The following is a 13,932-nucleotide window of genomic DNA, read 5'->3' as shown; positions in this document are numbered from 1 at the left end:
TGTATCTATCGGGGAACATATTACAAAAGAAAGAGAGGATGCAGGTTTTTACCTGCAAAAGGAAGGGATCTATGAAAAACTTAATTCAGAAATGGAACAGCATAAGCCTTGTATTAAGAATCCTGTGCGGTCTGATCGTTGGTATCATTCTTGGGCTTTGCATTCCAAAAGTAACTGTTATTGCAATTCTTGGAGATTTATTTGTCGGAGCTTTAAAAGCGATTGCTCCGCTTCTTGTCTTCTTTCTTGTTATGAGCGCACTTGCTCACATGGGCGAGGGGCAGAAGACAAACATGGGCTTTATCGTAGCTCTTTATATGCTTGGTAACCTTTTCTCAGCACTTGTTGCAGTTATAGCCTGCCGTCTTTTCCCAGTTACTTTAACTCTTGGAAAAGCAGCCACAGAAGATGTTACTCCTCCGAGCGGAGTAGGCGAAGTATTAAAGAATCTTTTGCTCAATGTTGTGTCCAATCCGATTGCTTCTATCGTAAATGCGAATTATATCGGTATTCTTGCATGGGCATGTATCTTTGGTATCGCACTCAAAGCTGCATCTCCTGCAACAAAGAATCTGTTAGATGATTTTTCCAATGCTCTGTCAACCGCAGTAAAATGGGTAATCAGCTGTGCTCCGTTCGGAATCATGGGACTGATTTTCAATGTTATTTCCGAATCCGGACTCAAGGCATTATTATCTTACGGAAGGCTGATTCTTGTACTTGTTGGAAGTATGGCATTTGTAGCACTGATTATGAATCCACTGATCGTATTCTTCTGCTCACGCAAGAATCCATATCCGCTTGTATTCAAATGTCTGGTAAGAAGCTTTATCACTGCATTCTTCACCAGAAGTTCTGCAGCCAATATTCCGGTTAACATGGAGCTTTGTGAAGAGATGGAACTGGATGAGAATACATACTCCGTATCCATTCCTCTTGGTGCAACAATCAACATGGCTGGAGCTGCTATTACAATCTCTGTTATGGCATTATCCGCAGCCAATACAGTTGGTGTATCTGTAGACTTTGGAACTGCACTGATCATGTGTGTTCTTGCCGCACTCAGCGCTGCCGGAGCTTCCGGAGTTGCCGGTGGTTCTCTGCTTCTGATTCCTATGGCATGCAGCCTGTTTGGTATCTCTTCTGATATTGCAATGCAGGTTGTTGGTGTCGGCTTCATCGTTGGTGTAATCCAGGATTCCTGTGAGACAGGTCTGAACTCCTCTACAGACGTTCTGTTTACAGCCGCTGCTGAGCTCCGTGACAGAAGACTTCATCCAGAACGTTATAGTAAAGAAGCAAACATCTAAAACAATTACTTAGGTTTGATTATCAGTCGGGAAGGACTTGCACAGGTAAGTGCCTTCCCTTTATCATTAACAGTGCCAGAAAGGCTGTGGCATCTTATCAGATGCCACAGCCTTTCTATTAACGATTTTTTATGAAACCACGCATTCTCTTATTAAATCTTACCACTCAAACTTCTCTGCGAAATAAGCTTCCAGATCTTCGATCTTAATTCTCTCCTGTTCCATCGTATCACGATCACGAACAGTAACTGCTCCGTCTTCCTCAGAATCAAAATCGTAAGTTACACAGAATGGTGTTCCAATCTCATCCTGACGACGGTAGCGTTTACCGATATTTCCACGGTCATCATATTCGCAGTTATATTTCTTTCTTAAAATCTCATATACTTTCTCTGCGCCTTCATTCAGTTTCTTGGACAACGGAAGGATACCAATCTTAATCGGTGCAAGTGCCGGATGGAAATGAAGTACTGTACGGACATCCGGCTTCTCTTCTGTTCCGATATTCTCCTCATCATAAGCACTGCAAAGGAATGCAAGTACCATACGGTCTGCTCCAAGTGACGGTTCGATAACATATGGAATATATTTGATTTTTTTCTCATCATCAAAATAAGTCATATCCTGTTTAGATACATTCTGATGCTGTGTCAGGTCGAAATCTGTACGGTCTGCGATACCCCATAACTCTCCCCATCCGAACGGGAACAGGAATTCAATATCTGTTGTCGCTTTACTGTAATGGCTCAGCTCTTCCGGATCGTGATCACGATAGCGGACTTCTTCTTCTTTTAAGCCAAGCTGCTCTAACCAGTCAAGACAGAACTTCTTCCAATATGCATGCCATTCAAGGTCTGTATCCGGCTCACAGAAGAATTCCATCTCCATCTGCTCAAACTCCCTTGTACGGAAAGTAAAGTTACCAGGTGTAATTTCATTACGGAATGACTTACCAATCTGGCAGATACCGAATGGAAGTTTCTTTCTGGATGTACGCTGTACATTCTTAAAGTTTACAAAAATTCCCTGTGCTGTCTCAGGTCTTAAATAAACAACATTTTTTGCATCTTCTGTTACGCCCTGGAATGTCTTAAACATCAGGTTGAACTCACGGATCTCTGTAAAATTATGCTTTCCACAGGTCGGACATGGAATGTTATGGTCTGCAATGTAGCCTTCCATCTGCTCATGACTCCATCCGTCAATGCTGTCCGGAATATCCAGCCCGTTCTTATGTGCATAGTCCTCAATAATCTTATCTGCACGGAAACGCTCATGACACTCTTTACAATCCATAAGAGGATCACTGAATCCTCCAAGATGTCCACTTGCTACCCATGTCTGTGGGTTCATCAGAATTGCACAGTCCACACCAACATTGTATGGAGACTCCTGTACAAACTTCTGCCACCATGCTTTCTTTACATTGTTCTTAAGTTCTACTCCAAGATTACCATAGTCCCATGTATTCGCAAGCCCGCCGTAAATCTCTGATCCCGGATATACAAATCCTCTTGATTTTGCCAGTGCTACGATTTTGTCCATAGTTTTCTCTACCATATCCCTTATCCTCGCCTTCTATAATATAGTAATTGTACCTTATTATACATTTTTACTATTTGCTTTTCAAGTATTTTCCCGGAAACGGTCGTTCTGCATTTCTTCTCGGACACCGTTCTGCACATTTTCCACATGCAAAACATTCGCCGGACATCGCATTGTCTCCTTCTTCTTTAGATGGCAGTTCCATTGATGCCGGGCATACCATCTGGCACGCTTTGCAGCCTTTGATACACTGTTCTCTGTCTCTTTGTACAACTGAAAAAGGCATGACCGGAAGCAGTGAGAAAATTGCTCCCAGCGGGCAGCAGAACCTGCAGAAAAATCTCGGTTCCAGCGCCATTCCAATTAGGATCAGGATAAACAATCCAAGTCCGATCATACTACTTATCGGCTTCAATGCATGCAGTCTGGAAAAGGCACTGAGAGGGCTGTTCATGGAAACCGTGCTTCCATAACCCGCTGCCGCGAGCGCAAGAACTGCGACCAGCACAATATATTTTCCATAACGCAGGACATCACCAGCTTTTGCAAACACATGAAACGGTCGCTTTTTCCTCTTCTTCTGTATTCTTGAAGACATCCAGTAAACCGCATCTCCCAGTGTTCCGAAAGCGCAGAAAAATCCACAGAAAATTCTCCCGAACAGAATGGTGATCACACATAAAATAATTAAAGTTTCCACGAATCCATCTAATTTAAGCGTCTCTTTCGCTGCAATTTCTTCTACCAGCATCCGGGCTCCGGTAAATGCTGTCACAAAAATTGCCGGGTAAAATATAAAAAAGGCTGCCCGGATCAACAACAGAATCTGCTGTTTTCCAAATTTTTTGTTACCCATCTACTGTACCGCCCTTTCCAGTGCATTCTGCACTGCATTTTTAATTCCTGTTGATGAAAATGTTGCTCCACTTACAGTATCCACATCTGGATTCTGCTGCTCTTTCATTGTTTCCAGGATACTTTCTGCTTTTTGCAAATATGCACTGTCTTCGCCCTTTGCCTGCAGGATTTTAATCTGATCGATCTTATTCTTCTTAACTGTAACTTCTACCTGGATCTTACCTCCAAATCCATCTCCGCTTCCTTCGTAAATTCCGTCTTTCCAGTTTGCTTTACTGTCTTTTCCATTCTTCTCATCTGTTATTCCGAGTTGTTTCTCAAGATCACTTCTGTCTTTTTTCATAGATGCAACCTGACCTTCCAGTTTGCTGATCTTTGCTTCCTGATTTTTTGTGTGTATGGCGATCTGATATCCTGCCAGAAGCACCAGTACAAGAAGTAGATTAAATGTTCTGATAAAAAAATATTTGTATCTCATGCTCTTCTTTTTCCCTTTATTTTTTCGCCTGTTGTAATGCTTCTCTGCATGCTTCCAGAATCGCTTTTGAAGAACAGGTTGCTCCTGTTACTGTATCTACGCCTTCCGGTGTTCCTTTCCTGATAATCGCCTTCAACAATTTGCTCTTTACAAAAGGACGGTTTGCCGGATCTGTCAACACAATATTTTCAATCGCTGTGATCTTATCCTGTTTGATCGTTACATCCATGGAAATGGTATATTCCCAGAATTCTTCCTCTTCATCCGGGTAGCAGATGGCAGCCACTGCATAAGTACCGGCTTTATAGATCAGCTCTTCCTCCGGCTTCTCCGATGACGTATCATCTTTTTTACTGTCATCTGGTTTCTGTGTATTATTCTTTGCCTCTGTTGCCTTCTTTGCCGCATCCATTGCATTTTCAATTGCCTCGATCAGGCCGTTGGAACTTAATGTTGCGCCGCTTACAGCATCCACTTTTGCACTCTGCCTCTTAAGCACCATGGTAAGTATCTTCTTTGCTTTTGCAAAATATGGAGCATCTTCTTTGTGGCTGACTACAACGAGTGACACGATTTTTTTATTCTTGATTGTCAATTTTACTTTGATCTCGCCATTTCGCCCTTCGCCGGTTCCGTAATATGTACCATTAATATAAGGTACGGTTCCGCTTCCCGGTTTCACGGTCTGTTTTTTTGTATTTTTCTTTGAGGACTTCTTCTGTGTTTTCGTCTTCTTAGATGTCGTACTTGCTTTGCCAAGCGCATTTCGCACCGCACGGATAATTCCGTTGGAGCTGTAGGTTGCTCCCGATACTGCATCTACATTTGTCGTCTGTTTCTTTACAATTGCAGGAATCAGTGCTTTTGCTTTTGCAAAATAGGAACCGGTTTCCCCGGACGCAGATACAATCTGTATCTTCTTAATCTTTCCATTTTTCACAGTAACCTTTACTTTGACCAGCCCGCCAAATCCCTGGGCATTTCCGGTATAGGTTCCATCTTTCCAGTTGCCGGTTTCTGTAACCTTTGCGACCTTTTTCGCCTTGCCTTTTTCCCCGAAAGATGCAGGCGCCTGTTTCGTTGTCGATTTTGTTCCATACAACGCATTTTTCACTGCACCGATAATTCCTTTGGAACTGTAGGTTGCTCCTGATACTGCATCTACATCAGTACTCTGCTGCCGGATCATCAGATCTGTCAGCGTTTTTGCACGATTGAAGAAAGAAGTCGTTTCTCCCGGCGCGCTGTCAATGTGTATCTTCACAATCTTTTTATTCTTGATCGTTACGGTCACCGTGATCTTTCCACCATATCCATTTGCAGAACCTGTGTATTTTCCATCTTTTAGATCAAAACCTTTACCTTTTTTCCCGGCTTTCACTGTCTGGGACTCTGTCGTTTGCTTCCTTGCTGCCAGAACCTTCTGTACCCAATTTCCTCCATCGGAATCTGTTCCTGCATCCGGTCTGTATCCGGTGACAGCCACTATAACGAAAATTCCAAGTAACATTACCGGAAGTACCGGTTTTATCATCTGTAATTTTTTCAGAATTTTCATACTCTACCCTATCCTTTTCTTTATTTGTGAATAACTTTGAATCCACTGTCACCGGAAAACACATCTGCAATTCCTTCCGTCACCCAGATTGTTCCGTCATCTTCCACCATAACAGTATCAAATGCCTGTGTATGTTTCTTCCAGTAAGTTGTTGCTTTCTTTCTGCCCATAATAAAGAGCGAGGTTGACAGTCCATCTGCAAGCGTTCCATCTTTTGAAACGATCGTAACCGAAGACAATCCATTTTCTGACGGATATCCGGTCTTCGGATCAATGATATGATGATATTTCTTTCCATTCTTTTCAAAATAACGTTCATAGCCACCCGATGTAATCGCCGCCTGATTTCGAAGAGACAATACTCCAATATAACTGGATTTGTCTTGTGGATCTTCCACTGCAATCTGCCATGCGGAACCATCCGGCTTGCTGTTCAGCGTCTGTACATTGCCGCCAAGGCTGATTACGGCATTTTTCACGCCATATTTTTTCATAATCTCCATAACGCGGCCGGAAGTATATCCTTTGGCAATTCCTCCAAGATCAATCTTCATTCCTTTTTGATCCAGTTTTACAGTACCTTTCTTCTCATCACAGATAATTTTATCTGCATCCATATTGGCAAGAAGTTTCTGAAGTTCTGTTTTGCCCGGTATCCGGTATTTTTCTGTCGTAAATCCCCATGCTTCCATCACCGGATACACAGTGATATCAAATGCGCCGTCTGTATCTTCATATAACTCTCTTGATCTTAAGATCAGTTTCATCGTATCTTCAGAAACTTTTCCCGAACCATTCTGATTGATCCTGGCAATCTCACTCGTCTTCTTCCCGGTAGATACCAGATTTTCAATCCGTTCAATCTCTTTCACAGAAGCATCCAGCGCTTTTCCGGCATTTTTGCCATATGCTTTGAGTGTCATATAAGTGTCCATCGCAAATACTTCTCTTGTCTGTTCTTTTAAAAGAGATGCCTGACTGCCTTTTGATTTGCCATTTGTACTACAGCCGGTCGCAAGTCCCGTCACCATACATCCGATCACGAATACCGCCACTGCCCGTTTCACATATTTCTGCATACATCTGTATATATATTCCTGTTTTTTCATATTTATATAATCCTCTTTATTTTTATCATTCAACGGACTCCTTCTGTTATCCGCGGTCTTATCTGTTCAACTCTCTTATTGTATATTTTTTTTTCTCATCTGCCAAGGCCAAGTTGTATTTTGATAACATTTCTCATTTTTCCTGTATTTTATTGCGACTTTTTTCAATAGCTGTTATTCTTTTTGTTAGCGTAAGCTAACTACTATTTTTTCAAGGAGGATAACATGAAAAAGGCAAACAAAACTAACTCTTTTGCAAAGCGTTTTTTCGCACTTGCAATGGCTCTGTTTCTGTCTTTCGGACTGCTTCCGGGAATTACTTCCAAAGCCGCTGACAGTGCAGACTACAAATATGTCTATGCAGGACTGACATGGGCAGAATACTGGAAATCTGAAGGAGTTTACAACGCAACTGATACTTCTTCCTCTACTGACGCAGACGCACGTGGCGAATATGACAAAGGCGGTTTCGATGCCGTTACCCGTGCAACAACAAACCACGGATTACACCGCGGAAGTTTCCAGTCTATGGCTGTGATCCAGGCTGAAAATGGAGAATATGTAATTTCTTATTGGAAATCTGCAAAAAGAACTGTAAATGATAAAGAAGAATCTGTCACATATGCTGTTTTATCTGATGGACGCCTCTTAATACTGAACAGGAACAAGAGTATCTCTATTTATAATAATGAAGCTGATATCGCGGCAAATGCAACTCCGTCTTCTACAGATACTTTTAAAGACTACATCGTAACAGGGATAAAATACGTGCCTGTGAAAGTAAAAGTTTCTGACTATGATACTTTCTGCAAGAAATACGATGTTGTAGAAAATGGTGAAACTTTAAAAGGTGGATATTCTGAAGGCAACTTAAGTGCTTATGATAATCTGAAAGCCAATGTAACAGAGAACACAAACGGTCTGAAAACAGCTGCTTACAATGCTTCTACCGATTCTTTTACCTTTAGTGCACGCCAGACTGGAACAGATTCCGGAATCGCAGATACTGCACAATTGACAGCATCTGATATTGAAATGACTGTAAAACCGGCAGATGGTGCTTACGGTGAATTCTTAAGAGTTGACTTTAACGGAAATGGTTATGGAGCTCTTGGTTCCAGAATGCAGGCTGTAAAATGGACTTACTATGGAAATGATTCTACATACAGCAAACCGGTACAGACATATGGTACTAAATTTGCTGCTGACAACTGGATGCACAAAGCTTTGGGAATCCAGCTTGGTCTTACAAATTCTGTACGCTGCCAGTTCCCACAGGGATATGACGGAACAGGATACTGGACAGTTACTATCTATGCACTTGGTTATGCAGACTACTCTGTAAATATCCAGGCTACTGCTGATAACATCGTTGTAGACGATAACACAAAAGGTGATGACACACATTTAAAAGCACTCGTTGAAAAAGCTGAGAAACTTTCTGAAAATGATTACACAGCAGAGAGCTGGGCAAGCTTTAAGACAGAATTAGACGAGGCAAAAGAAATTCTTGCTAATGAAGATGGTTCTATTCAGTCTGTCATCGACGAAGCTTACAGTCACTTAAACGCAGCAATAAACGCTCTGGTTAAAAAGGAAGCTCCAAAGCCGACAAAGCCAACAAACACAGTAAAAAAAGGAAACACTTATACAATCGGCAACTTCAAATATACAGTTACAAATGCAACAGCAAACGGAAAAGGAACTGTTAAACTTACAAAAGTTGTGGAAAAATCAGCTTCCGTAAATATCCCTTCTACTGTAAATATTAATAAAGTTTCTTACAGAGTAACTGCTGTAAATGCAAAAGTATTTGCAAACAACACAAAAGTCAAAAAAATTGTAATCCCTGCAAACGTAACAAGCATCGGTTCTAAAGCTTTCTACAACTGCAAGAAAGTAACATCCGTTACAATCAAATCTACAAAATTAACAACAAAGAACGTTGGAAGTAAAGCATTTACAAAACTTGGTGCTTCTAACTACAAGAAAACAAAAGTGAAAGTTCCTGCTTCTAAATTAAAATCTTACAAATCTGTACTTGTGAAAAAGGGACTTTCCAAAAAAATTAAAATTACAAAATAAGCGATCAACCTCCATTCAAAATAAAAAAGGCAGGGAATGAATATTTCCCCTGTCGCCAAAATCGCCCGGATCCTTTTCAGATCCAGGCGATTTTCAATTTACATAATCAACGTCTCCAGAATCTCCAGTGACTTAAATGATTTTCCAAGATACTCTGCCATATACGCTGTCACAACGTCTCCCAGCTCTTTCAGCACATCTTCCTTCACAAGAAACGTATAAAGTTTCTCCACAGGTGAGGCTATGATATACTGCATTGCATACAGCGTAGAAGCACTCAGTTTTCTTCCGTCCGTCACATGAGCGGCACACTGTCGGCATAAAAGACCACCACGGCGGATACTGAATACTTTCTCCTGTTCTCTGTCCCCGCAACCGATACATTCAAACACCTGCGGCCCTTCTCCATTGATACTGATGACCTTTAATTCATAAATATAACGGATCAGCTGATTCGGGATTCTGGTATTCACAAGTGCACGAAATGTCTGATATAAAAGCTTCAGTAACAAAGTCTCATCATTGGCTTCTCTTGCATAATAATTTGCTAAATCCATAAAATAAAAGCCATAATAAGCGCCCTCTACATCTGTGCGCAGTTCTTCAAAATAATTGGAAATGGACGCCGACACCAGCGTATACGATGTACGCCCTTCATATACAGTAAACTGTCCAAAAGAGAAAGGGCTTGTCACACCGACCAGTGCGCTGTTTGGTCTTCTCGCGCCTCTGGCAAATGCTGCGATCTTGCCCCTTTCTTTACTCAGAATTACTACACGTCTGTCATATTCTCCTATCGACGTCTGAGCAAGCACCATGCCTGTCACCGTAATCTGATTCATATTCTTTCTCACCTTTCCGGTTCTGTTCTTTCTCTGCACATGCACAGATTTGCATGCCCCGGTAATATAAATAATCGGTTATCTTCCCCGTCTTCCGGAAACGGTCCCAGTACATTTCTTCCATCTTCTCACCTCATCTGGTATTTACAGATTAGGTTCTCCAGAAGATACCCTTTCCTATTCTTCTTCCCGGTATCCAAAATTTTTCATCAGAAACTCACTGTCTCTCCAGTCCTTCTTTACTTTTACCCAAAGCTTGAGATTTACCTGGCAATCCAGCATTTTTTCAATCTCATAACGGGCAGTACTTCCGATTTTTTTCAACATATTTCCTTGTTTTCCAATAATTATCCCCTTGTGCGAATCTCTCTCACAGATAATCGTTGCGTCAATATGCATAACTTTTCCGCGTTTTTTCATCTGATCAATCGCAACTGCGATTCCATGTGGAATCTCTTCATTCAGACTGTGCAGTGCTTTCTCACGGATCAGTTCAGCTACGATCTGACGCTCCGGCTGGTCTGTAATCGTATCTTCATCATAGAACTGTGGTCCGTAAGGAAGATATTTCATCACTACTTTCAACAACTCTTCCGTGTTATCTCCGCTCCTTGCTGACACCGGCACGATGTCAGCGAAATCATACACATCTTTATATGCTGCAATTGCAGGAAAGATATCTTCTTTCTTTACACTGTCTGTTTTATTGATAACAAGTACAACCGGCGTCTTTACCTTCTTAAGCTGGCTGGCAATATGCTGCTCTCCTGCTCCGATAAATGTTGTCGGTTCTACAAGCCAGAGAACAACGTCTACTTCATTTAACGTCCGTTCTGCAACATTTACCATATATTCTCCAAGTTTATTTTTTGCTTTGTGGATTCCTGGTGTATCGACGAAAATAATCTGTCCATCTTCTCTTGTAAGTACAGTCTGAATCCGGTTTCTTGTCGTCTGCGGTTTCTTGGATGTGATCGCGATCTTCTGGCCGATCAGATAATTCATTAGTGTGGACTTTCCAACATTCGGACGTCCAATCAGAGTTACAAATCCTGATTTATATTTATTATTCATCTTCCTTTTCCCCTTCATTCTGGAAACTTGTCACTGTCTGGAACAGGTCTTTTGCTTCTTCAATCTTTTCTTCACTTCCGATAACACAGATCTGGTCTGCCGAAAGGATTGCTTCCAGTACCGGTGCCAGCCTGCGGATATCCTCCTGCGTTGCATCCAGTACTTCTTCTCTTGTTTTCCGAACCATGTCTTCGTTTACTTTATTCATATAAAGATTCATGGAACGTTCACCTTTTGCAGAAGGCGTCATCGGCTGATCCAGGTTGCTCATCGTTCCGATAATGTATTTCGTCATATCACGGTCAGAAACTGTAAAATTCTTCACATAATCTACAACACCTTCATACACATCCAGTGTCCGCTTCAGATTCGGATCACGGTAAGAGACAAAATAACCTTCACCGATACGGTTAAAGTTGCTCATACAGCCATATGCACCACCTTTTACACGGATATTCTGCCACAGATATTCATAACTTAAGATTACTTTTAATATCTGTAATGCTCCTGTATATTCTTCTCCCCGTTCAATAAAATTACCGGTTTTTGCCACATACTGTACTTTGGAAGCAGTACGGAATCCTTCGTTCTTCTTCTCACAGTGAATAATGCACGGTGTCTCTTCCACCGGCTCTGTATACAATCTGTCTTTCAGAGACTGCACCATTTTTTCAAAGCCCTTCAAACCTTCGCCTGCGGCTGTGTAACTAAGCATCATACGATCTGCCCGGAACAGCTTCACTGACAGTTCTTTTAATTTTTCCGATAAATGTTCTTTCTCTTCTTCAAAATGTGTATCCAGCCAGTCTACCTTGCGGAAGAAATCTACGCCATTTGTCATATCTTTAAGTTTCGCTGACGGAGATGCATAAGACAATGCACGAAGTGCTGCCGTTGTATGCCCGGAAGACTGGAACTTCATCAGAAGTCTGGATTTTAACATGGCAAGGATTTCTTTCATACGCTTTGTATCATCCAGGCAGGACTCTGTCAGGATCTCACCCATCATATCAAATGCAAACGGGAGCTTGTCATATAGGGCTTTCGTTTTGATCTCAAATGTAGCTTTAAATTCCTTTTCCTTTACTTTTGTAACATCATTGTATAATTCCAATGATGTTGCAATACCACCAGTATGCATGTTAATCTCATTAAAAAGTTCTCCATATCCATGTTTCTTCGTATCGATCACGCCAAGCGCTGACTGTAAAATACCAACATACGGAAGGTCTTCCTCCTGCACATCCGACATATCAAAGAGAATATCTGCATATCCAATTCCGTTCGTTTCAATTTCATGGAAAATAACCGGCACATCCGCAAGCCTCATCTCTTCATTAATAATCGGCTGGATTTTTCTGGAAATATCTTCTCTTTTTAAAACCGGTATCTTCTCCAGATCTTCCGGCGAATCTTCTTCTGACTGGTAAGTTTCCAGTGCCTTCGTATTTACAACCAGCTGTTCCTGCTCCTCTTCACTTAAACTCTGCTTATATGATTCCAGTTTATCTTCTAATTCTTTCTCCAGTTTTGCTGTGCGTCCCTTCTCCGGTTTTACAACTACGACCGCACCATGCGTATTATCAAGGATGTATTTTTGGATCAGTTCTTCATAATACCTGGTCCCGATCTGTTCTTTCAGAAATTCAAATGTATCCAGTGCTTCAATATGCATGAACGGTTCATTGTCATCATACAGCCAGCTGTCCATCATCTGTAAGCCATACATAAGTCCTTTCGGATAATTTCCAAAATCCGCTTCACGATAACGAAATTCCTGATAATTAATCCCCGCCTCCAGCGCTTTCTTATCAATTCCGTTCTTAACAAGATCTGTAAACACCTCTTCAATCTTCGCAACAAATACTTCCTTCTGGTCTGCATTTGCATTTTTAGAAATTACAGAAAAGATCGGCTGATAAATACCATTGTCATAAGATCCCATAATATCTTTTCCGATTCCTGCGTCCGTCAAAGCCTGTTTCAGCGGTGCACCCGGCGCTGATAACAATGCATAATCCAGAATCTCAAAAGCAAGATATAGCTTCGGATCAAGACTTGTTCCAATAACTTTATTATAAGACAGGAAAGTATTCTCTTCTTCCGACTCCTCACTGCCGATAGAGTACGTTAGCTCCTTTTCAGCCATCTCCGCAAACGGCTTCTGCAGGCGGATTGCTGAATCGATCTCTTTCGCTTCAAATTTGCTCAGATACATCTCATCCAGCCAGTTCAGCTTCTCTGCCATATCCATATTTCCATACAGATAAATATAGCTGTTGGATGGATGATAATAAGTTCTGTGGAAATCAAGGAACTGTTCATAAGTCAGTTCCGGAATCACGTCCGGATCTCCACCGGATTCATTTGCATAGGATGTATCCGGAAACAATGTATTCAGTACTACTCGATCCAGCACACCTTCCGGAGAGGAAAATGCACCTTTCATCTCATTGTATACGACACCATTATACGTCAGCGGCTCATCTTTTGAAGGCATCCGGTAGCTCCAGCCTTCCTGGCAGAATATCTCCTCATGCTTATAAATATTCGGATAAAGCACAGCATCCATATAAATATGCATCAGGTTCTGAAAGTCTTTGTCGTTGCAACTTGCGACTGGATATACGGTCTTGTCCGGATATGTCATCGCATTCAGAAATGTATTCAATGATCCTTTTACCAGTTCTACAAATGGATCTTTTGCCGGGAAATTCTTCGATCCGCACAATACAGAATGTTCCATAATATGTGGTACACCGGTGCTGTCCGACGGTGGTGTACGAAATCCGATCTGAAACACTTTGTTGTCATCATCATTCTCTATTAAAAGGACTCTCGCCCCGCTTTTTTTATGTCTGAGTAAATATCCCACAGAATGGATTCCTTTTAATTCCTTTGTCTGCAGTAATTCATAAGCCTTCACATCATTTTTATTCATATAAGCTCTCTTCGACTCCTTTCATTGCACACTCTATCTGATTATTATACCATCTTTTTTCTTTCTATACAAAGAAATAACAAAAGTGAGGCGATATCACCTCACTTTTCTATATCCCTTATCTGGTTTTCG

General features: G+C 41.4%; 10 protein-coding genes. 2 read left to right on the top strand and 8 right to left on the bottom strand.

The features are described from left to right. Positions 1–71: 71 nt before the first annotated feature. The gene (sstT, locus tag H8S07_RS07050; protein WP_117538244.1) at positions 72–1,310 is read left to right on the top strand and encodes a serine/threonine transporter SstT; all 1,239 of its coding nucleotides are present in this window, start codon (positions 72–74) and stop codon (positions 1,308–1,310) included. Positions 1,311–1,469: 159 nt separating this feature from the next. Here sstT and H8S07_RS07045 read toward each other — a convergent pair whose 3' ends face one another. The 5 genes from H8S07_RS07045 to H8S07_RS07025 are packed head-to-tail and all read right to left on the bottom strand — an operon-like array spanning position 1,470 to position 6,858. After that, positions 1,470–2,870, bottom strand: coding sequence for a glycine--tRNA ligase (locus tag H8S07_RS07045; RefSeq protein WP_021859921.1), 1,401 nt, complete (start codon positions 2,868–2,870; stop codon positions 1,470–1,472). A 55-nt stretch (positions 2,871–2,925) separates the two neighbouring features. Continuing rightward, complete coding sequence (locus tag H8S07_RS07040) at positions 2,926–3,711, bottom strand: 4Fe-4S binding protein (protein WP_186855741.1); 786 nt, start codon at positions 3,709–3,711, stop codon at positions 2,926–2,928. Continuing rightward, a complete protein-coding gene (locus H8S07_RS07035) occupies positions 3,712–4,191 on the bottom strand; it encodes an FMN-binding protein (RefSeq protein WP_243175984.1) in 480 nt (159 codons plus the stop codon). 16 nt (positions 4,192–4,207) lie between these two features. Further along, on the bottom strand, positions 4,208–5,749 hold the full coding sequence (locus H8S07_RS07030) for an FMN-binding protein (protein WP_186855740.1): 1,542 nt from the start codon (positions 5,747–5,749) through the stop codon (positions 4,208–4,210). A 20-nt stretch (positions 5,750–5,769) separates the two neighbouring features. Beyond that, positions 5,770–6,858, bottom strand: coding sequence for an FAD:protein FMN transferase (locus H8S07_RS07025; protein ID WP_243175983.1), 1,089 nt, complete (start codon positions 6,856–6,858; stop codon positions 5,770–5,772). Positions 6,859–7,083: 225 nt separating this feature from the next. Between H8S07_RS07025 and H8S07_RS07020 the strand changes: the two genes are divergently transcribed. Beyond that, on the top strand, positions 7,084–8,943 hold the full coding sequence (locus H8S07_RS07020) for a penicillin-binding Tp47 domain C-containing protein (RefSeq protein WP_186855739.1): 1,860 nt from the start codon (positions 7,084–7,086) through the stop codon (positions 8,941–8,943). A gap of 98 nt (positions 8,944–9,041) precedes the next feature. On the opposite strand, the gene recO is transcribed toward H8S07_RS07020, so the two are convergent. From recO to H8S07_RS07005, 3 genes are all read right to left on the bottom strand, one after another. After that, on the bottom strand, positions 9,042–9,785 hold the full coding sequence (gene recO / locus H8S07_RS07015) for a DNA repair protein RecO (RefSeq protein WP_118520202.1): 744 nt from the start codon (positions 9,783–9,785) through the stop codon (positions 9,042–9,044). A 177-nt stretch (positions 9,786–9,962) separates the two neighbouring features. Continuing rightward, positions 9,963–10,859 (bottom strand): GTPase Era, encoded by an 897-nt coding sequence (era, locus tag H8S07_RS07010; RefSeq protein WP_117538240.1) that lies wholly within the window; start codon positions 10,857–10,859, stop codon positions 9,963–9,965. After that, positions 10,852–13,800 (bottom strand): insulinase family protein, encoded by a 2,949-nt coding sequence (locus H8S07_RS07005; RefSeq protein WP_186855738.1) that lies wholly within the window; start codon positions 13,798–13,800, stop codon positions 10,852–10,854. Before H8S07_RS07005 ends, era begins: the two co-directional genes overlap by 8 nt. Between the last annotated feature and the right edge of the window lie 132 nt (positions 13,801–13,932).

The sequence above is a fragment of the Dorea hominis genome (genome assembly GCF_014287705.1).
In the GTDB taxonomy this organism is placed as follows: Bacteria; Bacillota; Clostridia; order Lachnospirales; family Lachnospiraceae; genus Dorea_D; species Dorea_D hominis.
This window is presented reverse-complemented; position numbering and strand designations above follow the sequence as displayed.